The 23071-nt window shown below is 61.0% G+C and carries 24 protein-coding genes; 13 read left to right on the forward strand and 11 right to left on the reverse strand.

All coding sequences use genetic code 11. The features are described 5' to 3' along the window. Window positions 1–13: 13 nt before the first annotated feature. Both proC and ACZ9IL_RS14980 read right to left on the reverse strand, forming a co-directional pair. Complete coding sequence (gene proC / locus ACZ9IL_RS14975) at window positions 14–838, reverse strand: pyrroline-5-carboxylate reductase (protein WP_476004200.1); 825 nt, start codon at window positions 836–838, stop codon at window positions 14–16. Between the two features lie 157 nt (window positions 839–995). Further along, a complete protein-coding gene (locus ACZ9IL_RS14980) occupies window positions 996–1697 on the reverse strand; it encodes a YggS family pyridoxal phosphate-dependent enzyme (protein ID WP_476004201.1) in 702 nt (233 codons plus the stop codon). A gap of 39 nt (window positions 1698–1736) precedes the next feature. Between ACZ9IL_RS14980 and tapT the strand changes: the two genes are divergently transcribed. Genes tapT through yaaA form a run of 3 tightly spaced genes read left to right on the forward strand, consistent with a single transcriptional unit; the run spans window position 1737 to window position 4712 of the window. Then, a complete protein-coding gene (gene tapT / locus ACZ9IL_RS14985) occupies window positions 1737–2771 on the forward strand; it encodes a type IVa pilus ATPase TapT (protein ID WP_476004202.1) in 1035 nt (344 codons plus the stop codon). A 26-nt stretch (window positions 2772–2797) separates the two neighbouring features. Next, window positions 2798–3907, forward strand: coding sequence for a PilT/PilU family type 4a pilus ATPase (locus tag ACZ9IL_RS14990; protein WP_476004203.1), 1110 nt, complete (start codon window positions 2798–2800; stop codon window positions 3905–3907). A 31-nt stretch (window positions 3908–3938) separates the two neighbouring features. After that, window positions 3939–4712 (forward strand): peroxide stress protein YaaA, encoded by a 774-nt coding sequence (gene yaaA, locus ACZ9IL_RS14995; RefSeq protein ID WP_476004204.1) that lies wholly within the window; start codon window positions 3939–3941, stop codon window positions 4710–4712. 183 nt (window positions 4713–4895) lie between these two features. Here yaaA and srmB read toward each other — a convergent pair whose 3' ends face one another. Further along, the gene (gene srmB / locus ACZ9IL_RS15000; RefSeq protein WP_476004205.1) at window positions 4896–6119 is read right to left on the reverse strand and encodes an ATP-dependent RNA helicase SrmB; all 1224 of its coding nucleotides are present in this window, start codon (window positions 6117–6119) and stop codon (window positions 4896–4898) included. Between the two features lie 129 nt (window positions 6120–6248). Between srmB and ACZ9IL_RS15005 the strand changes: the two genes are divergently transcribed. Next, window positions 6249–6959 (forward strand): tRNA1(Val) (adenine(37)-N6)-methyltransferase, encoded by a 711-nt coding sequence (locus ACZ9IL_RS15005; protein WP_476004206.1) that lies wholly within the window; start codon window positions 6249–6251, stop codon window positions 6957–6959. 207 nt (window positions 6960–7166) lie between these two features. Beyond that, window positions 7167–8456 (forward strand): branched-chain amino acid transport system II carrier protein, encoded by a 1290-nt coding sequence (brnQ, locus tag ACZ9IL_RS15010; protein ID WP_476005363.1) that lies wholly within the window; start codon window positions 7167–7169, stop codon window positions 8454–8456. 85 nt (window positions 8457–8541) lie between these two features. Here the strand turns inward: brnQ and ACZ9IL_RS15015 are convergent, their stop codons facing one another. The 3 genes from ACZ9IL_RS15015 to zur are packed head-to-tail and all read right to left on the reverse strand — an operon-like array spanning window position 8542 to window position 9684. Beyond that, a complete protein-coding gene (locus ACZ9IL_RS15015) occupies window positions 8542–8769 on the reverse strand; it encodes a hypothetical protein (protein ID WP_476004207.1) in 228 nt (75 codons plus the stop codon). Window positions 8770–8774: 5 nt separating this feature from the next. Continuing rightward, entirely contained in the window at window positions 8775–9236 is a 462-nt protein-coding gene (locus ACZ9IL_RS15020; protein WP_033129238.1) for a chemotaxis protein CheX, read from the reverse strand. After that, entirely contained in the window at window positions 9226–9684 is a 459-nt protein-coding gene (gene zur, locus ACZ9IL_RS15025) for a zinc uptake transcriptional repressor Zur (RefSeq protein WP_476004208.1), read from the reverse strand. Before zur ends, ACZ9IL_RS15020 begins: the two co-directional genes overlap by 11 nt. A gap of 136 nt (window positions 9685–9820) precedes the next feature. Between zur and dusA the strand changes: the two genes are divergently transcribed. Then, the gene (gene dusA, locus ACZ9IL_RS15030; RefSeq protein WP_476004209.1) at window positions 9821–10807 is read left to right on the forward strand and encodes a tRNA dihydrouridine(20/20a) synthase DusA; all 987 of its coding nucleotides are present in this window, start codon (window positions 9821–9823) and stop codon (window positions 10805–10807) included. Between the two features lie 3 nt (window positions 10808–10810). After that, complete coding sequence (locus tag ACZ9IL_RS15035) at window positions 10811–10960, forward strand: hypothetical protein (protein WP_252995557.1); 150 nt, start codon at window positions 10811–10813, stop codon at window positions 10958–10960. An 80-nt stretch (window positions 10961–11040) separates the two neighbouring features. Here the strand turns inward: ACZ9IL_RS15035 and ACZ9IL_RS15040 are convergent, their stop codons facing one another. Together ACZ9IL_RS15040 and hupA are read right to left on the reverse strand one after the other, a co-directional pair. Continuing rightward, window positions 11041–11466: a hypothetical protein gene (locus ACZ9IL_RS15040; protein ID WP_476004210.1), complete on the reverse strand. Its 426-nt coding sequence runs from the start codon at window positions 11464–11466 to the stop codon at window positions 11041–11043. A gap of 113 nt (window positions 11467–11579) precedes the next feature. Beyond that, window positions 11580–11852, reverse strand: coding sequence for a nucleoid-associated protein HU-alpha (gene hupA / locus ACZ9IL_RS15045; RefSeq protein ID WP_476004211.1), 273 nt, complete (start codon window positions 11850–11852; stop codon window positions 11580–11582). A gap of 340 nt (window positions 11853–12192) precedes the next feature. Here hupA and rsd point away from each other — a divergent pair, with 340 nt between their 5' ends. After that, window positions 12193–12675: a sigma D regulator gene (gene rsd / locus ACZ9IL_RS15050; RefSeq protein WP_476004212.1), complete on the forward strand. Its 483-nt coding sequence runs from the start codon at window positions 12193–12195 to the stop codon at window positions 12673–12675. 102 nt (window positions 12676–12777) lie between these two features. After that, window positions 12778–13164 (forward strand): PilZ domain-containing protein, encoded by a 387-nt coding sequence (locus ACZ9IL_RS15055; protein WP_476004213.1) that lies wholly within the window; start codon window positions 12778–12780, stop codon window positions 13162–13164. A gap of 57 nt (window positions 13165–13221) precedes the next feature. On the opposite strand, the gene radA is transcribed toward ACZ9IL_RS15055, so the two are convergent. Further along, window positions 13222–14586 (reverse strand): DNA repair protein RadA, encoded by a 1365-nt coding sequence (radA, locus tag ACZ9IL_RS15060; protein ID WP_476004214.1) that lies wholly within the window; start codon window positions 14584–14586, stop codon window positions 13222–13224. Window positions 14587–14686: 100 nt separating this feature from the next. Here radA and ACZ9IL_RS15065 point away from each other — a divergent pair, with 100 nt between their 5' ends. Next, entirely contained in the window at window positions 14687–17056 is a 2370-nt protein-coding gene (locus tag ACZ9IL_RS15065) for a PilZ domain-containing protein (RefSeq protein ID WP_476004215.1), read from the forward strand. 98 nt (window positions 17057–17154) lie between these two features. On the opposite strand, the gene ACZ9IL_RS15070 is transcribed toward ACZ9IL_RS15065, so the two are convergent. Both ACZ9IL_RS15070 and serB read right to left on the reverse strand, forming a co-directional pair. Further along, complete coding sequence (locus ACZ9IL_RS15070; RefSeq protein WP_476004216.1) at window positions 17155–18060, reverse strand: alpha/beta fold hydrolase; 906 nt, start codon at window positions 18058–18060, stop codon at window positions 17155–17157. 24 nt (window positions 18061–18084) lie between these two features. Next, complete coding sequence (gene serB, locus ACZ9IL_RS15075; RefSeq protein WP_476004217.1) at window positions 18085–19089, reverse strand: phosphoserine phosphatase SerB; 1005 nt, start codon at window positions 19087–19089, stop codon at window positions 18085–18087. A gap of 201 nt (window positions 19090–19290) precedes the next feature. Between serB and ACZ9IL_RS15080 the strand changes: the two genes are divergently transcribed. From ACZ9IL_RS15080 to ACZ9IL_RS15090, 3 genes are all read left to right on the forward strand, one after another. Beyond that, a complete protein-coding gene (locus ACZ9IL_RS15080) occupies window positions 19291–19929 on the forward strand; it encodes an AhpA/YtjB family protein (protein ID WP_476004218.1) in 639 nt (212 codons plus the stop codon). A gap of 490 nt (window positions 19930–20419) precedes the next feature. Beyond that, the gene (locus ACZ9IL_RS15085) at window positions 20420–22114 is read left to right on the forward strand and encodes a DUF3300 domain-containing protein (protein WP_476004219.1); all 1695 of its coding nucleotides are present in this window, start codon (window positions 20420–20422) and stop codon (window positions 22112–22114) included. Then, a complete protein-coding gene (locus ACZ9IL_RS15090) occupies window positions 22114–23055 on the forward strand; it encodes a DUF2950 domain-containing protein (protein ID WP_476004220.1) in 942 nt (313 codons plus the stop codon). The genes ACZ9IL_RS15085 and ACZ9IL_RS15090 overlap by 1 nt, the downstream gene beginning before the upstream one ends. The last annotated feature ends 16 nt before the right edge of the window (window positions 23056–23071 follow it).

Genomic DNA, 23071 nt, shown 5'->3' on the forward strand with positions numbered 1-23071 from the left:
TTCAAAAAAGGGTTCAGAAAAGAGTTTCCATTTCGGCGGCTCGAGTGACGGCCGCCTGCATGGCACGCGCGGTCAGCGGCATCAGCCCCTGCTCCTGGAATGTCTTGACGGCCTCGGCCGTGGTGCCGCCCTTGCTGGTCACCTGCTCGCGCAGGGTCTGCAGGGAGAGCTGCGGGTTCTGCTCTACCATGGCGGCGGCGCCGAGCGCGGTCTGCTGCACCAGCAGGCGAGCCTGTTCGGGGGAGAAGCCCATAGCCTCGGCCTCTTCGGCGATCGCCTGCATAAACAGGAAGAAGTAGGCCGGTGCACTGCCCGCCGCCGCGATGACGCCATTGATGCCCGACTCCTGCGAGGTCCAGAGGGTCTTGCCCACGGCCTGCATCATCTGCTCGGCAACATCGCGATCCTCCTGGGTGATCCCGACTGGCGCATAGAGGCCCGTCATCCCCAGCCCCAGCAGGGAGGGAGTGTTGGGCATGGTACGGATGATCCGGCCATGACCTCCGGCCATCTCCTGCAACCGCTCGACCCTGATGCCGGCGGCGATGGAGATGAGCAGCTTGCCCTCCAGCGACCCCAGCTCGGCGACCAGCGCACCCAGCATGGCCGCCATCAGCTGCGGCTTGACCGCCAGCACGATGACGTCGCTCGCCCGGGCCGCCTCGGCGTTGTTCTGGGTGATGCCAATGCCGAACTGGCTGGCCAGATCGTCCAGCTTGGGGCGGCTCGGATTGGCGGCCAGGATCCGATCCGCGGGATAGCCCGCCTGCACCAGGCCGGCAATGATACTGCGGCTCATGTTGCCTGCCCCGATGAAGGCGAGGATTTTATGCTGCATCTTGCGCTCCTGCTGATGAAATACCTGCGAAGTCCTGCTTTCCTGCCTCGATAAAGGCAAAATTCTTATGCTGCATCAAAGGCTCCTCATTGATGTCGTCGTGAATGCGGGCCTCGCGATCCTGTCGCAGCCAGGCTCTGCATCATCCGTTCCGGGTCTATGAATAATCACGGGCACCGAAGATGGCGGTACCGACCCGCACCATGGTGCTGCCATGGGCGATCGCCGGCTCGAGATCCTCGGTCATGCCCATCGAGAGGGTATCGACGCTCGGATATTGTCGCGCAAGTTCGGTGAACAGAGTCTGCATGCGCTGCATCTGCGCGGCCAATACCGCTTCGTCGCGGGTGTGTTCGGGGATGGCCATCAGACCGCGCAGCCGCAGTCGCTCACACTGGGAGACCAGCGCCGCCAATCGGAAAATCTCTTGCTCCGACGTACCGGATTTGCTGCTCTCTCCGCTAATATTGATTTGCAGACAGACATTTAGCGCAGGCAACCCGGCTGGACGCTGGGTGTTGAGGCGCTCGATCAGCTTGTCGCGATCGACACTTTGCACCCAATCGAATCGCATCGCCACCAGCCTGGATTTGTTGGATTGCAGCGGACCGATAAAGTGCCACTCTATGTCGGCATAGTCAGCCTGGGCACGCAGGGTATCGATCTTGACCGCCGCCTCCTGCGCATAGGATTCGCCGAAGCGCCGCTGACCCGCGGCATAGGCAGCCTGGATGTCCGCGAGTGGCTTGGTCTTGCTGACCGCCAACAACTGGATATGATCGGCACCACGGCCAACCCGCCGGGCGGCCTGTACAATACGTTCCTTTACCTGAAGCAGGTGCTGGGCAATCTGGCTCATATTTCGTTCGTGATCTTGTGATGGGAGAATAACAAATCTATGGATATCACAGAGTTATTGGCTTTCAGTGTAAAGCATAAGGCCTCGGATCTACACCTCTCAGCCGGGGTTCCCCCGATGATCAGGGTTGATGGGGAGGTTCGCAAGATCAATTTGCCCGCCCTGGACCACAGGGAAGTACACGCCCTCATCTACGACATCATGAACGACCACCAGCGCAAGGAGCTGGAGGAGAACTTCGAGGTGGACTTCTCCTTCGAGGTACCCGGCATGGCCCGTTTCCGGGTCAACGCCTTCCAGCAGGCGCGCGGCTCTGGCGCCGTGTTCCGCACCATCCCCAGCACCGTGCTGAGCCTGGACGATCTGGGGGCACCGGAGATGTTTCGCAAGATAGCCGAGTTCCCGCGCGGTCTGGTGCTGGTCACAGGCCCGACCGGTTCGGGCAAGTCCACCACACTGGCGGCCATGGTCGACTACATCAACGACAACTTCCATCACCACATCCTCACCATCGAGGACCCCATCGAATTCGTGCACGAGAACAAACGCTGTCTGGTCAACCAGCGCGAGGTCCATCGTGACACCAAGAGCTTCTCCAACGCCCTGCGCTCGGCGCTGCGGGAAGACCCGGACATCATACTGGTGGGCGAGATGCGCGATCTGGAGACCATACGCCTCGCCATGACCGCGGCCGAGACCGGCCATCTGGTATTTGGCACCCTGCACACCTCGTCGGCCGCCAAGACCATCGACCGTATCATCGACGTCTTCCCCGGCTCGGAGAAGGACATGGTGCGCTCCATGCTCTCCGAATCCCTGCGGGCGGTCATCTCCCAGACCCTGCTCAAGCGGATCGGCGGTGGCCGGGTGGCGGCCCACGAGATCATGATGGGGATCCCGGCGGTGCGAAACCTCATCCGGGAAGACAAGATCGCCCAGCTCTACTCGGTGATCCAGACCGGGATGACCCACGGCATGCAGACCATGGATCAGAGCCTCAAGCAGCTGGTCAACCGGGGGGTGGTCGCGGCCCTCGATGCCAAGGCCAAGGCGGCCGATCCCAACAGTATTTGACTAATTTTTTACCCCAAGGAGACGCTATGAACATGGATGTTCTGTTGGCTGCACTGGTTGAACAAAAGGGCTCGGACCTGTTCATCACGGTCGGCGCCCCCCCGACCCTCAAGGTCAATGGCCGCCTGGTCCCCCTCGGGAACAACCCGCTGGACCGGCAGGCCACGCTGGATCTGGTCAAAGAGAGCCTGGATACGGAACACTTCGAGCGCTACCTGCACAGCCGCGAGGCCAACTACGCCATCCATCGCGAGGGGCTGGGACGGTTTCGGGTCAGCGCCTTCTGGCAGCAGGATCTGCCGGGCATGGTGCTGCGCCGCATCGAGACCCGGATCCCGACCTTCGACGAGCTGGTGCTGCCCCCCGTGCTGCGGGATGTCGCCATGGCCAAACGCGGTCTGGTGCTCTTTGTCGGGGCCACCGGCGCCGGCAAATCCACCACCCAGGCGGCCATGATTGGCCATCGCAATCAGCACGGCGACGGCCACATTCTGACGGTGGAAGATCCGGTGGAGTTCGTGCATCAGCACGGCCGCTGCCTGGTGACCCAGCGGGAGGTGGGGATCGACACCGAATCTTTCGATGTGGCCCTGAAGAACTCCATGCGCCAGGCGCCGGACGTGATCCTCATCGGCGAGATCCGCACCCAGGAGACCATGGAGCTCGCCATCCAGTTTGCCGAGACCGGCCACCTCTGCCTCGCCACCCTGCACGCCAACAACGCCAATCAGGCGCTGGATCGCATCCTCCACCTGGTTCCGCAGGAGAAACATCGCCAGTTCCTGTTCGATCTCTCCTTCAACCTGCGCGCCATCGTCGCGCAACAGTTGCTGCCCAACGCCAATGGTCAGCGCCGGGTCGCCGCCTTCGAGATCCTGCTCAACACCCCGCTCATCACCGACATCGTCCGCAAGGGGGAGGTGCATCGACTCAAGGAGGTGATGACCAAATCCACCGAACTCGGCATGCAGACCTTCGATCAGGCACTGTTCACCCTGTTCTGTGCCGGCCAAATTGGCTACAGTGAGGCCCTTGCCCATGCCGACTCGGCCAACGACCTGCGACTGCTGATCAAGCTGTCCGGCCGCGAGCAGCTGGGTGCAGGTACTCTCGACAACGTCACCCTGGATGAATGAGGGGCGTGTGTCACCGCTATAAAGGATCGTTATGCTGATTGTGGTTTCCCCGGCCAAGACGCTGGATTATGAGTCGCCGCTGGTGACGTCCCGCCATACCCTGCCCGAGTTGCTGGACTGCTCGGCCCGGCTGATCGGCCGGGCCCGCCAACTGGCTCCGGATCAGATAGCCAGCCTGATGAAGATAAGCGACAAGCTGGCGGGGTTGAATGCGGCACGCTTCGCCGAGTGGCAGCCGGACTTCACCCCGGCCAATGCCCGTCAGGCATTGCTGGCGTTCAAGGGTGACGTCTACACCGGGCTGGCGGTAGAAGACTTCAGCGAGGCGGATCTCGACTTCGCTCAGGCGCATCTGCGCATGCTGTCCGGTCTCTACGGGGTGTTGCGCCCGCTCGATCTGATGATGCCCTACCGGCTGGAGATGGGCATTCGGCTGGACAACGAGCGCGGCAAGGACCTCTATCAGTTCTGGGGCGACATCATCACCGAACACCTCAACAAGGCGCTGGCAGCCCAGGGGGATGAGGTGCTGATCAACCTGGCGTCTGACGAATACTTCAAATCCGTGCGCCCGAAAGTGCTGAAGGGCCGGATCATCACCCCGGTGTTCAAGGACGAGAAGAACGGTCAGTTCAAGATCATCAGCTTCTATGCCAAGAAGGCCCGCGGCATGATGGCCCGCCACATCATCAAGCACCGGCTGACCGAGGTGGAGCAACTGACCGGCTTCAACGAAGGCGGCTACTATTTCGTGCCCCAAGAGTCGGATGCTCACACCCTGATGTTCAAGCGCACTGAAAATTAATTACAAAAAGAGGGAACCAATCGCAGGATCCTCGGGTCTGAACCTATGAATCCTCTGTTGTAAGCACTTTTTATTAGCCGATGTCTATGCATCGGCTTTTTTCTGTCCGCAATTCAGCCAGCCGTGCTTTTGCCTACCCCATAAAACACAACGGCCATCCGAGGATGGCCGTTGCTGCAAATATTATTTCTTTTTCTTCTTGGCAGACTTCTTCTTGCCGTCCTTCGGTTTCTTCTTCTTCACCGGCACCCGCGCCTCCTTGTGCCTCGGACGCAGCTCCTCGATCACCCGACGCTTGAGACGCTCCTCGGTGTAACGCTCGATCTTGGAGACCATGGCCATGTCGTGGGCTTCCACCAGGCTGATGGCGCAACCCCGGTTGCCGGCCCGGCCGGTACGGCCGATGCGGTGCACATAGACGTCGGTACCGTAGGGCATGTCGTAGTTGATGACGTGGCTGACGTTGGGCAGGTCGATGCCGCGGGCGGCAACGTCGGTGGCGATGAGGAAGGGCACTTCACCGGCGTGGAACTTGCGGATCGACTCGATGCGCTTGCTCTGCTCCATCTCGCCCCGGATCCAGGCGCAGGACACACCGGCCGCCTGCAACTGGCCGGAAAGCTCCGCCAGCCGCTCACGGGTCTTGACGAAGACGATGGCCTTCTGGGTTTCCGGATCCTTCAGGATGTGGATCAGCAGCGCCAGCTTGTGGGCGGCGTCATCGGCCAGATGCACCCACTGGGTGATCGGGCGACGTTCGCTGCGGGGCGGCTCGGCGTGCAGCTCGACCGGATCTTTCAGGATCTCGTTGGCGAACTTCTCCAGACCAGCGCCCTCCAGGGTGGCGGAGAACAGCATGGTGTGCTTGCGGTAACGCGCCTCGGCCACGATCCGGTTCACGTCCTTGATGAAGCCCATGTCCAGCATGCGATCCGCCTCATCCAGCACCAGCACCTCGATGTCGTGGCTCTCGAACTCTTCTTTCTCGATGTATTCGAGCAGACGGCCCGGGGTCGCCACCACGATGTCGGTGGTCTTGGTCAACGCCGGCAGTTGCTCTTCATGGCTGACGCCGCCGATGATGGTCTCGATGCTGAGGTGGGTGTGCACCGCCAGCGCCTTGGCATGGGCGCTGACCTGCAGCGCCAGCTCCCGGGTCGGGGTCAGGATCAGCATGCGGCACGGGCCCGGCTTGCGGCGCGGGAAGTCCAGCAGGTGCTGCATGGCGGGCAGCAGGAAGGCGGCGGTCTTGCCGGTACCGGTCGGTGCGGATGCCAGAATATCGCGGCCGTCCAGGGCTGGCTCCAGCACCATCTGCTGAATGGTAGTGGGGCGGGTGAAACCCATCTCGGCCAGGGCCCGGCTGAGGGCTGGATTCAGGTCGAAATCATCAAAGGACTGGCTCATGTCAATACTCGGTCATTTAGGAAACCGCAGATTATAGGCGATTATGCCGCCAGCTCCTATGGCGACTATGGCTTAGTCGCTATAATCGCCGACCATTTTCAGGTGTAGCGGGCAGCAGACGGGGGTCAGATGGGACGAAGCAGTGGTTTTACCTTCAAACAGTTTCACGTCGAGCACGATCGCTGTGCCATGAAGGTGGGCACCGACGGCATTTTATTGGGGGCCTGGGCGCCGGTGGCGGATGCACGCCGGGTGCTGGACATCGGCACCGGCAGCGGCCTGATTGCCCTGATGCTGGCCCAGCGCAGCACAGCCGATTGCCAGGTCGATGGGGTGGAGCTGGATCCCGCCGCCGCCGCCCAGGCCCGCGAGAACGTGGCCGCCTCCCCCTGGGCCACACGGGTCAACATCATCGAGCGCGCGATCCAGGATTATCAGGCCTCCCCTTACGATCTGATCGTCTCCAATCCCCCCTACTTCGGGGCAGGTCAGTCGTTTCGCGATCCGGCCAGAGCCCTGGCCCGTCACACCGGGGGGCTCGACAGCCGGGCCTTGCTGGCGGCCTGTAACCGCCTGCTGAGTCAGCATGGACAACTGGCGCTGGTGCTGCCCACTGCCATGGCCGCTGAAATCCTGGACATTTCGGCGGATTATGATCTGTATGGTGCTTGTTACGTAGCTGTTATCACCAGGGAGGGGAAAGCGGCAAATCGCGTTTTATTGCGACTTGGCAGAGGATCAAACAGGTGTGAACAGGGTGAAATACTGATCCATTCTGCTGATGGAGCCTATTCCGACAGATATATCCAACTAGCCCACCCCTTCTATTTGAAGATGTAAATTTCGCCTTGAACTATTTTTTCACATCATTATGCTGTTCCATAAACGAGCACCCGCTCAAGACCAGCTCAAACCACTGGTCGTGATGAAAAAAACAGCGGGGCTCTTTTTTTTACTCCTGAGGAATATTACTCAGCGATCAATAAAAACGATAACAAGCAATTGCTTGCAAGACAGACGAGGTTGAACTTGACGAAATCACTCACCATGTCCGATGTGCTCGGATTGGGCTTCATGACCTTTGCCTTCTATTTGGGCGCCGGTAACATCATCTTCCCGCCGCTGGCTGGCTACATGGCCGGTGAGCACCTGTCCGTCGCCATGCTGGGCTTCCTGGTCACCGCCGTAGGCCTGCCGCTCATCACCATCCTCGCCGTCGCCAAGGCGGGCAACGGCTGGGCCGGCATGACCAAGTTGCTGCCCACCGGTATCGCCACCGCCCTAGCCGTGGCCATCTACATCATCATTGGCCCGGCCTTCGCCGCCCCCCGTACCGGTCTGGTAGCCTACGAGATGGGCCTCAAGCCCTTCATCGGCGACATGGGTCAGGCCGGGCTCGCAGCCTACACCGTGATCTTCTTTGGCATCGCCATCCTGGTCTCCATGAATCAGGGCAAGCTGATGGATGCCATCGGCAAATACCTGACCCCGGTGCTGATGCTGCTGCTGCTGACCCTGGCCATCGGCGTCTTCGTCGCGCCCCAGGGCACCATGCCTGCCGCCGCCGGTGACTATCAGAGCAGCCCCTTCGTGAAAGGGATCCTGGAAGGCTACAACACCATGGATACCCTGGCGTCCCTGATGTTTGGCGCCCTGATCGTCGATCTGCTGCGCAAGAAAGGCATCAACGACTACCAGAGCCAGTTCAAGTATCTGGCCATCGCCGGTATCATCTCCGCCATCGGCCTGTCCGTGGTCTATGTCTCCCTGTTCCAACTGGGTAACACCGCGGCCGGTGTCGCCACCGATGTCAGCAATGGCGGCGCCATCGTCAACGCCTACGTGCTGAGCCTGTTCGGTCAACCGGGTCAATTCATCCTGGCGGCCATCATCACCCTGGCCTGCTTCACCACCGCCGTGGGCCTCATCTCCGCCTGCTCCGACTTCTTCCACAACCTCACCGGCGTGGCTTACAAGAAGCTGGTCGTGCTGCTCGGCGTCATCTGCGCCGTGGTCGCCAACGTCGGCCTGAGCCAGCTCATCAGCCTCTCCATCCCGGTGCTGGTCGCCATCTACCCGGTTGCCGTGGCGCTGGTGCTGGTCACCTTCCTGAAGGGTTACTTCGGTCGTCCACGCCTGGTGTTCCGCTCCGTGCTGGTGGTGGCTTTCGTGTTCGGCTGTCTGGATGGTCTGGGCGCCGCTGGCATGAAGATGGATGCCTTCGCCTTCCTGCCGCTGTTTGACAAGGGCCTGGCCTGGTTGCTGCCGACCCTGCTGGCCTGCGGCCTCGGCTTGGTGGGACGCAGTGCTGACAAGCTGGCCACCGAAGCCGCCTGAGTGTCGCGCTTTCCAGAATAAAAAAGAGGCCAGCATCTGCTGGCCTCTTTTTTTGCGCATATCTGCGTGAGTAAAGACGCTGGCGCTAGAGCACGGATAGCGGCTTGGGTTTGCCCGCGAAGCCATACCACTGGTACTCGGTCTGACCCGCATGCCAGCTGAGGGTGGCCCAGGGCTGCTTGGCCTGCCAGCGCGGGAAGTTTATCTGCACCCGATTGTCTTCGTACTTGTAGATGGAGGTGCTGAGCTGGATATCGGACAGGATAAGCAGCAGCACACTACCGATGACACTCCATTTCAGCACAGTCCACATGATGATTACTCGAAGCAGATTTCGATGGTGGCGCGGCCATAATCCGAATCAAACGGCATCATGATCTTGGCCCCATCGGCTCTGTGGGTGATGGTGTGATTGGGGCCCGAGACGATGATGGGCGTCGCCATGTCAAACTCGTAGCCCTTCTCCCCCAGCATGCGCTTGGCCCCGCCGGTCACCATGTTGGTGATCTCGCCCACCATGTCGGTGACTTCCTCATTGATGGAGGTCGGCGCCTCCCCCAGCATGCGGCGCATGATCTCGAGCGCCAGTCCCTTCTCGAAGCTGATGGAGAGCGAACCCCGAGTCTGCGGGCCCACCATGCCGATGAGGCCGGACACATCCCCGCGCGCCAGCTCATCCGTCTTGCGCTTGGGGGCGCCAGGCTTGAGCTCCAGCTGTGCCATGGTGGACAGCACATTGAGCAGGGAGAGCAGGAACGGGTTTACAAAATCAGCCTTCATCTTGACTTCCTACGGGGTCGGAACAGCGAGCACATTGACCATGGGCTTCTATGGTCTTGTTGGTAATAGTAAAGCCATGCAGATGAGCCTGCTCGGAAAACGCGCCGTCGATGGCCGGATCGTGCAGCTCCACGACTTCCCCGCAGCGATCGCAGATCAGCAATTGCATCGGGTGGGCATGGTCGAAGTGGCAGCAGAAGATGAAGGCGTTGAGGGACTCCACCTTGTGAGCGAAACCCTGCTCGAGCAGAAAGTCGAGCGCCCGGTAGACGGTGGGCGGCTTGGCATGGGCCTCGGTCTGCTGCAACTGGGCCAGCAGATCGTAGGCGCTGATGGCATTGCCGTGGGCGGCAAGCAGCCGGAACACCTGGCGCCGGGTCGGGGTGAAGCGGATCCCCCGTTGTTCGCAGAGGCGTTCCGCCCGTAGTAAGAGTTGGTCTTGATTCATGATCACGCAGCTACCCTGTCAATTAGCCGGATCCTATCACAGGGCCCCGCTTGCGCGGCGACAAAATTCATTTTCTGGGGCTCCCTCACGTTGTGGTAGAATCCGCCCCCTTGTTTTGCGAACCCGGATGATTTTTATGCAGGCGCAGCGTTTTTCCATCGCCCCCATGCTGGACTGGACCGATCGGCATTGCCGTTACTTTCACCGTCTGATGACCAGTCAGACGCTGCTCTATACCGAGATGGTGACCACCGGCGCCATCATTCACGGCAAGGGGGATTATCTGGGTTACAGCGAGCAGGAGCACCCCATCTCCCTGCAACTGGGAGGCAGCAACCCGGCGGATCTGGCCCGTTGCGCCAAGCTGGCAGAGGAACGCGGTTACGACGAGATCAACCTCAACGTGGGCTGCCCGTCTGACCGGGTCCAGAACGGCCGCTTCGGTGCCTGCCTGATGGGTGAACCCGCGCTGGTGGCCGACTGCGTCAAGGCGATGCGCGACGTGGTCGATATTCCGGTGACGGTCAAGACCCGCATCGGCATCGACGAGCAAGACTCCTACGAATTCTTGCAAGCCTTCATCGAGCAGGTACGCGACGCCGGCTGCGACACCTTCATCGTCCACGCCCGCAAGGCCTGGCTGAGCGGCCTGAGCCCCCGCGAGAACCGGGAGATCCCGCCGCTGGACTACCCGCGCGTCTATCGGGTCAAGCAGGACTATGCCAATCTGACCATTGCCCTCAACGGGGGCGTGACCAGCCTGGAGCAGACCCTAGCACACTTGCAGCACGTGGATGGGGTCATGATGGGGCGCGAGGCCTATCAGAACCCTTACATCCTGTCTCAGGTAGACAACCAGGTGTTCTGGTTGAACAACGAGATACCGAGCCGCCACGAGGTGGTGCGGATGATGCTGCCCTACATGGAGCAGGAGCTGGCCAAGGGCAACTACCTCTCCCACATGACCCGCCACATGCTGGGCCTGTTCCAGAACATGCAGGGTGCCCGGGCCTGGCGTCGTCACCTGAGCGAGAATGCCTGCAAACCGGGCGCCGGCATCCAGGTGGTGCTGGATGCCATGGCCAAGGTGCCCGAATTCGCCAGCCCGCTGACGGTGGAGTAAACCATGTATCGCTTCACCGGATCCTGGCTGCACAAGGCGCTGGTTCGCCTCTGTGCCGGTCTGCTCGCCATCCTCGGCATCAAGCTCAGCGCCTTCTACCTGCTCGGACTCGTGATAGTACTGGGTCTGCACAAGGATCAACTGCTGGGCTGACACCCGCCGCCTGGCCATTGGATGCAAAAAAGCCGGAGCACTGATGCTCCGGCTTTTTTATGTCTGCTGCGACGCCCCGCTTATTCGCCCACCTCCACAAACTGTAGCTCGGGGGGCATTGAGGTCAGCACGTCGGCGCAGTAATCCCAGGTCGAGATGCGATAGTGCTGCAGATCCTCATCCAGATGCAGACCATCGGATTCCTGATGGAACCAGCTCGCGAAACGGGACGGGATGATCAGCTGGATCTGCTCCTCGATGGCATGGCTGTCCCGGCCTTCCGCCAGATCGCAGTCTTCCATCACCCGCACGGCGAAGATATGGCGAAAATTGACCCGGCAGAGTGGTTGCGGTGGCAGATCGATGCTGCGGGCGCGGCCCAGCACGACCGTCAGATTGTCACCCCAGATATCCTGATGCAGTTCGGCCACGACCAGACCGGGGGGGAGTTGACGGGAGGGTGCCCATGGCACGGCAACCTGCCGAATGGCATTCTTCTGTTCCATATCCACCTCGCTACAGCGCATGCCATATCCTGAGTGTATCTGAAACAAATTTTGCTGACGATGGCAAGAAAAAACCCGGCTGGCGCCGGGTTTCATTCGATAACTTTACGCTATTACTTTACGGCGTCTTTCAGCGCCTTGCCTGCCACAAAGGACGGCACATTGGCGGCTGCAATCTGGATCTCGTTGCCAGTTTGCGGGTTACGACCGGTACGGCCCGCACGATGGTTGACCTTGAAGGTACCAAAACCCACCAACTGAACGGCATCGCCCTCTTTCAGGCTCTGGGTAATACCATTGATGATCTCTTCCAGAGCGACTTTAGCCTGAGCTTTGCTCAGGTCTGCTTTGGCGGCAATTGCATCGACAAGTTGAGCTTTGTTCATAACATTTCCTTTATGATCGGGCATTTAGCACCGGGCCACTCTATTCAAAAAAAAACACTCAGGCAAAGGCTTTATCAGCCGGGTTGGCTTGAATGCTGGGGTTTTCATCAAGATCTGCGGAAATAGTCACATATCTCGCCCCTTCGTCGTCCTGATTGACGGTACGGTGGCGAACAACCGATGAGGACTTGTACGCAAACCCCCATCTGATGTAACAATATCCCCACACTCCTATTGACGGTCAACAGTATTTTCCCTAGTTATAGGGAGTGTTGTCAGTCGATGGGAATGACCGCAGGCTTGTAGCCATCTAGCTCCATGCCATGCCCACGGAGGGACTATGTTAACTGAACTGGAAAAAACCAAGCGCGCGCTGTCAGGCAAGCACAGAGCGATCGATGACTGGCTCGATGCCAGGCAGGCGTTACTGGTCGAGTACATGCGGCTGGCCGGGCTCATGCCTGCCAGATCCAAGCAACGCTCCCTCCCCGGTCACGTCGAACTGCAGCGTTTCTGCGAGCAACTGGTCGACTATGTCAGCGCCGGTCACTTCGAGATCTACAACCACGTGGTCACCGCCTTCGAGCAGGCCAGCGGTGACAAGCTGGAACTGGCCAAACGCATCTATCCCCATATCCGGGCCTGCACCGAGTTTGCCCTGGAGTTCAACGACAAATACAGCAACGCCGACGAAGCCCAGTTGCTGTTGCTCGACGAAGACCTGAATCATCTGGGGCCCGTGCTGGAGGACAGGTTCAAGCAGGAGGATCGTCTGGTCAAGGCGCTGCAGGTGGTCGAATCCCTCAGCCATCAGCAGGTCTGATGTCCAATACCTGAGCCAGTTCAAGATCCTGATGAGCAAGCTACATTACACTCTGGAACCTGAATTGTTAGCACTGCGTTCACACGCAGACCGGAGATGAACATGGCCGAGCGACGCCACTTTACCAGGATCTTCTATCTGACAGCCGCCAAGCTGATGCAGGGGCCGCACCAATGGCGGACCCAGCTGGTCGATGTCTCCCTGCAGGGTGCTCTGTTGCTCAGACCAGAGGACTGGATTGGCAGCGACGACAAGGAGTACGAGATCTGCTTCGTACTCGGCGGCAGCGACATCGAGATCAAGATGCAGGTGACGCTGACGCATGAGGCCAGCAAGAAGCTGGGCTTTTACTGTCACCACATCGATATCGACAGTGCCAGCCACCTCAAGCGGATGATCGAACTGAACGTCGGGGAAGAGCAACTGTTGTATCGTGAGCTGGAGCAACTGCTGCAGGAGCACCAGGAGCACAACCCTCCTTCGGCCTGAATTGCAGTAACGAGAAAGGAGCGCCCATGCGCTCCTTTTTTATTGTCAGCTCACGGCTTACAAAGCCTCGAGGGCATCGGCCAGCTTCTTCACCGGCACCACTTCCATCCCTTCGATGGGGTGCTTGGGGGCATTGGCGTAAGGGACTATGGCGCGGCGGAAGCCGTGCTTGGCCGCCTCCTGCAGACGCTCCTGGCCGGAGGGCACGGGCCGGATCTCCCCGGACAACCCCACCTCGCCGAACACCACCAGATCCTTGGGCAGGGCCTGATCCCGGAAGCTGGAGACCATGGCCAGCAGCAACGCAAGATCCGCGCTGGTTTCCTCGACCTTGACCCCACCCACCACGTTGATGAAGACGTCCTGATCCGCCATCTGCAGGCCACCGTGGCGATGCAGCACCGCCAGCAGCATGGCGAGGCGGTTGTGATCCATCCCCACCGCCACCCGGCGCGGGTTGGAGACCTGGGAGTAGTCCACCAGCGCCTGCAACTCTACCAGCAGTGGCCGGGTACCCTCCCAGATCACCACCACGATGGAGCCTGGCGCCTGCTCCTCGCCCCGGCTCAGGAAGATGGCAGAGGGATTGCTCACCTCCTTCATACCCTGCCCCGTCATGGCGAAGACGCCGAGTTCATTGACCGCACCGAAACGGTTCTTGTGGGAGCGCAGGGTACGAAAACGCGAATCATGGGCACCGTCCAGCAGCACGGAGCAGTCGACGCAGTGCTCCAGCACCTTGGGACCGGCCAGGGTGCCGTCCTTGGTGACGTGGCCCACCATGAAGATGGCGACGTGGTTCTGCTTGGCGTAGCGAGTGAGCAGGGCCGCCGATTCCCGCACCTGGGAGACGGAGCCGGGGGATGACTGCACATCCGCCACGTGCATTACCTGGATGGAGTCGATGACCATGATCTGCGGCTGCTCCTGCTGGGCGATGATGCAGATCTGCTCGACGCTGGTCTCGGACAACATCCGCAGCTTGTCGGTGGGCAGCCCGAGCCGGTTGGCCCGCATCGCCACCTGCTGCAGAGACTCTTCCCCGGTCACGTACAGGGTCTTCATCCGCTCGGCCAGGCCGCACATGGTCTGCAGCAGCAGGGTCGACTTGCCCGCCCCCGGGTTGCCGCCGATCAGGATGGCCGAGCCGGGCACCACACCGCCGCCCAGCACCCGATCCAGCTCCTTGAAGCCCGAACCGAAACGGGGGATCTCGGTGGTCGCGACCTCCGCCAGGGTCTGTACCTGGCTGCCGATGGCGCCGGCATAGCCGGTGTAACGGGCGCTCTTGCCGGGGGTGGTGACCCCGAGCCGGACCTCGGTAATGGTGTTCCACTCCTTGCACTCGCCGCACTGACCTTGCCAGCGGGTGAAGTCGGCTCCACATTCGGTACAAACATAGGCGGTTTTGTTTTTGGCCATGGATAACTCGGGGACAGGATGATTTCCTGCTTGATATACTGGTTTGCGACCGACAGATCAAACCCAGAATCGGAAAAGTGACTTTCCGCGGCAGGAATACATGGATTCAGAACAACCGCTACACCTGATAGAACAGCTTGTCCCCCTGCTCAGAGAAAAGGATTTCGACGAGATCTTCAACCGCCTGACCCAGAACGAGAATGCCAACAGCCGCTTCTTGCTCAAGATGGAGATCAAGCGTAAATGCGCCCCCTGCCGGCGGGTGATCGACATGCGCAACGAGCTGAGCGATCTCTGTCTGGTGCACGAGTTTGAAGGCGTCACCCATTTCATGCCCGCCGAGGCGGTCGAGCAGTTTCAATCCCAGTGCTACCTCTACCGGGACAGCTACACGCTAGGGGTCTACGAGGCGCTGCAGGCCTGGTACAAACTCAATCAGGGCCGGGGGGAGAGTCTGTCCCTGCCCGCCAGCCCCTTTCGTCTCTTCGACGTTCAGGCCATCCCCTTCGCCAGCCACTACGGCCGACAAGAGGAGCGGATGCACTTCAGCTCCGCCATGGTGCTCAAGCTGCTAAATGGAGAGAAGCTGTTTGCCAAGAGCTCGGACATCTCCCTCGGCGGGATCCGGGTATCGGTGCCCTATCTGCCCGATTACCAGACCGGCGAACAGGTCGAGGTACTCTTCACCGGGCTGGAGCGGGAACACGCCAACCCCATACTGCGCTCCCCCATCGGCTACCAGATCCTGGGGGAAGAGCAGAAGGAGGGGAAATTCTGGCTGCGGCTGGTGAAGAGTGGCGACTATCCCGCCTTCGACCACTTCCTGCGCGAATTCATCGAACACAACCGCAACCGCTACCGGGTCAGCGTCGATTACCTGCTGTCGGCGGCCATCGTCAAGGGCTACGAGCAGTTCTACCTGCCACGCATGACCGGCATGCCGCTGTTCTTCGGCAAGGGTGACAGCCCCGCGCTGGAGATGACCCTGCGCACCGAGAACAACCAGCACCTGCTCGAGTACTGGCGGGATGCCAAGAACCGCGACATGCTCGCCAGCCTGTTCCCGGCGGCACGGATGCGGTCGTTGCTCCCGGCCAGAGGAACACTGCGCGAGACCCTGATCTACAGCTTCACCCATTCGGTACGCAGCCACCTCTACTTCTTCTCCGCCACCCGGGAAGAGTTGCAGCAAAGCGGCCTGACCTCGCTGTTCTTCCAGGTCGGCGCTCGCCGCCCCAGCTGGCGGGTCTACAAGTTCAGCCTGGAGGCCTGCTCTCTGCACGAGGCCGATCTCGACAACCAATCGGAGTCGCACCAGTTGCAGGACATGCTGATGCGTGAACGGCTGCAGCAGATAGGCCATGTCGGCCTGCTGCAGGAGATAGGGCTCGACAATCAGCGCGACGAGTTTCGCTACGATGCCAACCAGCCACACAATGCCAACGAGTTGCAGCGCTTCGGCCACGGCACCAGTACCACCCCCTTCGACATAGAGACGCTGCACTACGTGCAACTGCGCAAGGAGGCGCGCTACATCCACAAGACGGCGATCGTGATCCGCCACAAGGAGAGAGCCTGGCTCGGCTGGACCCGGGACATCTCGGCCCATGGCATGCAGATCGAGCTGGAAGAGGCGTTCGAGGGAGAGAAGGGGGAGATCATCACCGTCGCCCTGCCCCGGCTGCAGGATCTCGCCAAGAGCATGGATCTGCAGCGGCTGCCCTATCGGCTGGTCAGCCTCAACCTGAGCCGCACCGTGCTGCACCTGTGCATCGAAGGGGATGCGGCTCGCCACATCGGCCACCAGTTCTTCAGCCTGCTGATCGAGAGCAACCAGAACAAGCTCAAGACCACCCGGGAACACAGGCGCTACCGAGGCATGGCGCGAGCACTGCGCAACATCTTCACCCACCACACCTTCAACACCCCCGTCTATCTCAACAAGTTCAAGGCTGCCCCGACGCCGGCCGCGGTGGGGCTGGCCCCTCGCCCGCGCAGCCTCTCCCGGCTGTTGCAAGCCTGCGCCGAGCAAGAGGATCAGGCGAACCTCTATCCCCTGTTCCAGGGCGGATTGCTCAAGACCCTGCTGCTCAATCCCTTGCGGGCCATCGAGCGGGAAGACAAACCCAAGGAGGAGGAGGTCTACATCGCCAGCCTGCACTCACAGGGTGGCGCCCCCCTGTTCCTCAGCCGGCTGGCCAGCAGCTTTGCGTCGCTGGAGGACAAGCGCCGCTTCGTCGAGCTGGCCCTGCAGCAGGGCGAGTTCTACTCGGTGCTGGTCGGCATCTCCCGCACCGGCCGGCCGGACACCAGCTTCATCGCCAATGAGCTGGACTACATCGCCAAATTTGCCATTCACAAGGCCAAGAAGCTGGAGGAAGAGCTGTGGAGCGTGGTGGGTGTGGGTGAGCTGACCGACACCAGCCAGGCTACCCTGTTCCGGCTCGGTATCCCCTCCTCCGCGGGCTGAAGCGGCAGGACAAGCATGGCTGACGACAAGGGCGACCCAGTGGGTCGCCCTTGTGCTATCGGCCCGGCCCAGGCCTGGGATGGCTCGCTCAAGCGACATCAGCCCGGTTGCGGATCCTGCAACCAGCTCAGGATCTGGGGGAAGTGATCCTCCTGCGCCTGGGGGGCGGTCAGCATGTTGATGTGGTCGTAGTCGAGCCGGTTGCCGTTGTCGAGCCCGAGCCGGGTGTGGCGCGTGGCCGAGCCCATTTCCGTGCTGAAACGGCGCACGTCGATCGGATGACCCAGCACCTTGTCCGCCTTGGCCGAGATCATCCAGAGCGGCGGCCAGGCCACCCGGCTCGCCGCCTCGTCATAGGCGAAGCCGTCGTGGGGATCCTGCCAGGGCCCGCATTTCACCCAGGGAATGGTCTCCTGCAAGTAACGCAGGGGCTCGTCATCGGCCCCCATCTTCAACTTGCGCGCCGCCAGGAAGCCGCTGCCGCGTGCCAGCCAGGGGGCCAGCCGATTCCAAATCAAGTCCACCTTCAGCCAGCGCTCCGGGTTCTGCACCGAGACGCCCCGCTTGGTACCGAAGAACACCAGACTCGCTATCTGCTCGGCCAGCTCGGGGAAACGGGCCAGGGTCGAGGCCATGATGACCCCGCCCCAGGAGTGGGCCATCCAGTGCACCCGGGCGCCGGCATGGCGGGCCGCGACCCAGTGTTGCAGTGCGGGCAGATCCTCGGTGATCAATTCATGCTGACCGTGCCCGGTCTGCTGGGCGATGGCCGGCGTGCTCAGGCCCCGGCCGCGCAGGTCGGCCACATAGACCTGATAGCCGTGACGTGCCAGATAACAGGCCAGCCCCTTGCCGGATTCGGTGTAGAAGATGCGGCCGTTCTCGATGGCGCCGTGCACCATCAGGATGGGGTCGGCATGCACCGCGACCTTGGGCTGGATGTGGCGCACGTGCAGTCGATGCTCGCCACAGGGGATAAACAGGGATTGTTGCAACAGTTCCATCGATGGGTCCTCCTTGACCCTTGTTCAGTTCCAGCGCCGTTCGCGGCAAGAGAGGGCCCCGAGCAGACAGAGTACCCCTTCCAGATCGTGATGATTGAGGGTGGCTGCCGCCTGAGCCCGCACCAGCGGCTTGGCGTGAATGGCGATGCCAAGGCCTGCCACCGCCATCATCTTGAGATCGTTGGCACCATCGCCGACGGCGACGGTCTGGGCCGGATCGATACCGTACTCGGCCGCCAGCCGTTGCAGCACCTCGGCCTTGACGGTGGCATCAACGATGGGGCCGCTCACCTGCCCGGTCAGGCGGCCACTCTCCACCGCCAGCTCGTTGGCGAAGATGGCATCCAGCCCCAGCGCCTGTTGCAGCTCACCGGCGAAGCGGGTGAAGCCACCGGAGGCGATCGCCACCTTCCAGCCCGCCTGCTTGAGTGTATCGACCATCAGTTTCAAGCCCGGCATCCAGGGCATGTTGGCCGCCACCTCGTCGAGAATGGCGACTGGCGCCCCTTCCAGCAGGGCGACCCGGCTGCGCAGGCTGTCGGCAAATTCCAGCTTGCCCTGCATGGCCGCCGCCGTCACGGCGGCGACCTGCTCACCCACCCCGGCCAGCCTGGCAATCTCATCGATGCACTCGATCCGGATGGCGGTGGAGTCCATGTCCATCACCAGCAGACCGGGCTCATCCAGAGTCGGCAGGGCGGGCAGATGGCAGACATCGATGTCCCACTCCTGAGCCTTGAGCACCTGCACCAGCGCTGGGGAGAAGCGGCTCGTGCCGAGCAGCAGCAAGGGGATGCCGGCCTGCTCCCCCACGGGATAGAGGCTCGCCTCGACCCCTTCAGTCACCAGCAGCGCCGCCAACCGACTCAGGTGCACGGCGCCGAGCGCCTTGCCAAACAGGACCAGCCAGGCTCCATCATGAGACTCGGCCGCGGGCAGCAAAGCCTCTGCGGTGAGCTGCCAGCAGGATGCACCAGACAAGGCCTTGGGCCAATCGGACAGGGAGGGGGATAGTTGGGACAACAACATAGAGGGGACGCCTTCCTTGGGGATCATGGGGTTCATCATGCTGGCCCAGAGTAGCGTATTGCTTTTTGTACAGGCAAGCGCCAAGATCCCGCCATCGATTCGTCGTGCAACGCACGGAGCCCTGAGCCGCGTACCGCCCCTTGGCCGCGCAGGCATCAGGACTCCGGCATCGTCATACATTCACCGCAAGAGGCTCGTGCTGTGCGTCACCTCCCCATCAAACGTGTTGTCAGCCTGGCTGCCGGGATCCTGCTCGGTCTCTGGGTGCTGGGGGTGCTCGTGCATATGCAGGGAGCAAGCCAGGCGGCGCTGCACAGCGAGGCGCGCGATCGGGCCCAGGCACTGGTCTCCTACGCCGCCCGCGACATGAAACGCTGGATCAAGGAGGACAAGGAGAGCGAGCTGGAGCGGCTGGCCCAGGATCTGGCCGCCGAGCCCGAGATCCTCGATGTCACCCTGTACGATGCCCGTGGCATCCCCCTCGCCCAGTCCGATCAGGCCGTGCCGCTGGAGAGCCTGCTGCCCATCGGCGCCGACAATAAGTCCGCACCTGAGCAGGGCAAGGGCCGTATCCAGTTCGTGCAGGAGGTACTGGATGGCAACCAGACCCTCGGCTACCTGCGCATCACCCTGGAAGAGCAGCAACTGCTGGCAGAGCAGGATATTCATCTCAAGGTGAACCAGGAGAAGCAGCGGTTGATGCTGCTGGTGATGTTGCTGGCCGGGCTGCTCATCTCCTACGGTGTGCGCCGCAACTACATGCGGGTGCGCAAGCACAAGAAGCGCGCGCCTCAGGCAGCGACGACCGACGACAACGCCCCGCCTCCCGGCATCGAATAAGGCGCTGTTCGCGAAACGGGCAAGTGTTGCTATTACCCCCAACTGTTCGAGATGACTATCGAGACGCTTGGCACCGCCGTCGCTGAAGCACTCGTCAGCGACGTGACAACCCATGATCACCTCACGCAACAGTTGCTTGTCCAGCCTATCCCGCTATTTGCGCTGCCTCGGCGTCCTGCTGTGCTGCGCGTCGATCTTCTCCATCGCCAAGTGTGTTGATTGAATCTCGAGCACCACCGAAGGCGGTATCCCATAGCCCTTCACTTCTCAGGTCTACCCATCTGATTTGGTCAAGTTACGGTGTTCAGGCGTAGCTTGAGACAGAAGCAAGCGAATTTTTTACGCCTTTCAAGCTGGTTTTGGGTGTGATCTCGATTAGTGGTTTATGTTTTCGGTATGAAACGCCCGCATTGCTGCAATGAGATACGACGTTTGTGGAGATCATCAGGCAAGAGGTGCATCAGCCATTCCAGCAGAAGGAAGCAAGATCATGAAGCAACCCAGATTTCGCCGTAGCGCGTTGGCGGTCGTGATCGCCCTCAGCACGGTATTGGCGGCCTGCAAAGAGGAGCCACCTCCCGTCACGCACAGTGTTCAGCCCACCGTGGCCTCGGCTGCCAGCACAACCAGCGCAGCCAGCGCGGCGGTAGTGCCTCAAGGGCAGCAGCCCGTTAACGCACCAGCATCGAAATATACCCCAGAGGCGCTCGAAACCCTGCTTGCCCCCGTAGCGCTTTACCCGGATGCGGTATTGGCTCAGGTGTTGGCCAGCGCCACCAATCCGCAAGAGGTGCTCGATGCCGGTAACTGGCTGGTTGCCCATCCCAATCTCAAAGGGAAAGAGCTGACCGCCGCCATTGCGCCGCTGGGCTTTACGCCGCCAACCATGTCGCTGATGCACTTCCCAACCGTCATGGACATGATGTGCTTGAAGATGGAGTGGACGACTGAGCTGGGCGGTGCCTTCCTGGCCGATGAGCCGGGCGTACTGGCAGCCGTTCAGCGCCTGCGCCAACAAGCGATGGAGGTGGGCAACCTGAAAGACTCGGAGCAGATGAAAGTGGCCACAGGTGAACAGAACAATCAGCAGATCGTCACTATTGCGCCCGCCAACCCTGACGTCGTTTACGTCCCACAATACGACCCAAGCGCCGCCTATAGCGCGCCAGCTGCCGGACCAGCCCCGGCTCCGGTGACCACCGCAACCACGACAACGACAGTGCCTGCGACAACGACCACGACAGTGGTGGAGCATGACGATCACGACAACGATGATGAATACGACCGCGGTGATATGGTCTTGACGGGCTTGCTCGCCTTTGGTGCGGGCATGTTGGTCAACGAGGTCTTCAACGACGATGATGAGGGGGATTATTATTACCCTCGGTGGGGATCCGATTATCCCGACAATTACGTTCCCTATCGTTATAACCCGAACTATGGCAACGGTTTTCGTCCCACCAGCGGGTACAACCGTCCGGTCAACTATCAGCGGGGCTCTAACAACAATATTTATATCAACGCCAAGGGGAATGATTACTTCAACAAGTTCGAGCGCGGCCCCAATAACTACATGCGCCAAGCCAACAGCCCCATCACAGCGGCGCGCCCCCAGCGTGCTGAGCTGGCTACCCTGGAACAACGCTCGCGAAATAACGCGGCAGGGGGGGGTCAACGAGATGCCACACCGAAAGGGAATTATGCGGGGGCCAATCGCCAACCAAAAAGTGAATACGCTGGCGCACCACGTGCTGTCAATCAGGTGAACAGGGAGGCACGCGCTACCGCGCCGAAAGGGAGCTATGCGGGGGCCAACCGCCAACCAAAAAGCGAAAATGCCAACGCGGCACGCGGCGCTAGACAGGTAAGCAGGGAGGCGAATGTGGCCCAGCGCACGCCGCGCCGGAGCGACTACGCAGGAGACAAGGTCAAGCGGCAGCAAATCACGCCACAGACCGCTGGAGCGCGTGATCGCGGCTATGTCCAACCACGTGCCACTCACAGCAAGAGTGCAGCACAGACGGCAACACGCAGAGCCCCTGCTGCCTCAACCTCAAAGAGTGCCTTCCAAGGGGTACAGAATACGGGCAGAACCGAGCGCGCCGCCAGCCAACGTGGGCGTGAAAGTGTGGCTAGTAGCGCGCGTACCGGGCGCACCACTCAACCCAAACGGAGTACGCGATAATGAAGCGTTTGTTGAAATGGAGTTGGGGCCCCTCATGGGGCTTGGCCCTGCTAGCCCTGATCTGCGCCAGCGACGCAAGCGCCATGGCACCGCGCACCTTCGCCACCCCGGATGAGGCGGTACAGGCCCTGATCACGGCCTTGGAGCGGAACGATGTTACCGCATTGACACTGTTACTCGGCGAGAATAGTGAGGAGGCCATCACCTCGGGGGATGAGGTGGCCGATGCCAATGATCGTGCCGCCTTCGTTGCGAGCTTCAAGAGCAAGCACCAACTGGTGGCCGAAGGTAAGGATAAAATGATACTGCTCGTGGGGGAGTCGGATTGGCCACTGCCAATCCCCCTCGTGGCCACAAATGGCAAGTGGTATCTCGATGGCGCCACCGGTGCCAAAGAGATCGTCTATCGCCGCATCGGTCGGAATGAGTTGGGGGCGATTGCGGTGTGCCGTGGCTTTATCGACGCCCAGATAGAGTACGCCGCAGTGGGGCATGATGGCCAAACAGCGGGACTCTTTGCGGCAAAATTACGGAGTGATGCAGGACGACAAAATGGACTCTATTGGCCTGTGAGCAAGGGGGAACCAGCAAGCCCGGCCGGAGAGGAGGTCGTCAGTGCCGCGGCAGAGGGCTACAGGGCCGTGGTCGGCCAACGCACCCCCTATCATGGCTACTACTACCGTATCTTGTATGCCCAAGGAGCCGCTGCCAATGGGGGGATGAAAGAGTACTTTGTCGAAGGGCAATTAAGAGACGGTGTCGCCCTGATCGCCTGGCCAGCCGATTATGCCAACAGTGGGGTGATGACCTTCATGGTGAACCACGAGGGGCGGGTTTATCAAAAGGATCTCGGGGCCGAAACGGCAACAGTCGTTGAAGCGATCCAGCTGTTCGATCCCGACAAGAGCTGGTCGCTAGTAGTTAGCAACGAGAGTAATTAGCGAAGAGGGTGATTAG

This window comes from Aeromonas sp. TECH754, assembly GCF_056279295.1.

Coding starts and splice junctions, on each gene's coding strand:
- proC (WP_476004200.1), bottom strand. CDS start 838: ATGCAGCATAAAATCCTCGCCTTCATCGGGGCAGGCAACATGAGCCGC.
- ACZ9IL_RS14980 (WP_476004201.1), bottom strand. CDS start 1,697: ATGAGCCAGATTGCCCAGCACCTGCTTCAGGTAAAGGAACGTATTGTA.
- tapT (WP_476004202.1), top strand. CDS start 1,737: ATGGATATCACAGAGTTATTGGCTTTCAGTGTAAAGCATAAGGCCTCG.
- ACZ9IL_RS14990 (WP_476004203.1), top strand. CDS start 2,798: ATGAACATGGATGTTCTGTTGGCTGCACTGGTTGAACAAAAGGGCTCG.
- yaaA (WP_476004204.1), top strand. CDS start 3,939: ATGCTGATTGTGGTTTCCCCGGCCAAGACGCTGGATTATGAGTCGCCG.
- srmB (WP_476004205.1), bottom strand. CDS start 6,119: ATGAGCCAGTCCTTTGATGATTTCGACCTGAATCCAGCCCTCAGCCGG.
- ACZ9IL_RS15005 (WP_476004206.1), top strand. CDS start 6,249: ATGGGACGAAGCAGTGGTTTTACCTTCAAACAGTTTCACGTCGAGCAC.
- brnQ (WP_476005363.1), top strand. CDS start 7,167: ATGTCCGATGTGCTCGGATTGGGCTTCATGACCTTTGCCTTCTATTTG.
- ACZ9IL_RS15015 (WP_476004207.1), bottom strand. CDS start 8,769: ATGTGGACTGTGCTGAAATGGAGTGTCATCGGTAGTGTGCTGCTGCTT.
- ACZ9IL_RS15020 (WP_033129238.1), bottom strand. CDS start 9,236: ATGAAGGCTGATTTTGTAAACCCGTTCCTGCTCTCCCTGCTCAATGTG.
- zur (WP_476004208.1), bottom strand. CDS start 9,684: ATGAATCAAGACCAACTCTTACTACGGGCGGAACGCCTCTGCGAACAA.
- dusA (WP_476004209.1), top strand. CDS start 9,821: ATGCAGGCGCAGCGTTTTTCCATCGCCCCCATGCTGGACTGGACCGAT.
- ACZ9IL_RS15035 (WP_252995557.1), top strand. CDS start 10,811: ATGTATCGCTTCACCGGATCCTGGCTGCACAAGGCGCTGGTTCGCCTC.
- ACZ9IL_RS15040 (WP_476004210.1), bottom strand. CDS start 11,466: ATGGAACAGAAGAATGCCATTCGGCAGGTTGCCGTGCCATGGGCACCC.
- hupA (WP_476004211.1), bottom strand. CDS start 11,852: ATGAACAAAGCTCAACTTGTCGATGCAATTGCCGCCAAAGCAGACCTG.
- rsd (WP_476004212.1), top strand. CDS start 12,193: ATGTTAACTGAACTGGAAAAAACCAAGCGCGCGCTGTCAGGCAAGCAC.
- ACZ9IL_RS15055 (WP_476004213.1), top strand. CDS start 12,778: ATGGCCGAGCGACGCCACTTTACCAGGATCTTCTATCTGACAGCCGCC.
- radA (WP_476004214.1), bottom strand. CDS start 14,586: ATGGCCAAAAACAAAACCGCCTATGTTTGTACCGAATGTGGAGCCGAC.
- ACZ9IL_RS15065 (WP_476004215.1), top strand. CDS start 14,687: ATGGATTCAGAACAACCGCTACACCTGATAGAACAGCTTGTCCCCCTG.
- ACZ9IL_RS15070 (WP_476004216.1), bottom strand. CDS start 18,060: ATGGAACTGTTGCAACAATCCCTGTTTATCCCCTGTGGCGAGCATCGA.
- serB (WP_476004217.1), bottom strand. CDS start 19,089: ATGTTGTTGTCCCAACTATCCCCCTCCCTGTCCGATTGGCCCAAGGCC.
- ACZ9IL_RS15085 (WP_476004219.1), top strand. CDS start 20,420: ATGAAGCAACCCAGATTTCGCCGTAGCGCGTTGGCGGTCGTGATCGCC.
- ACZ9IL_RS15090 (WP_476004220.1), top strand. CDS start 22,114: ATGAAGCGTTTGTTGAAATGGAGTTGGGGCCCCTCATGGGGCTTGGCC.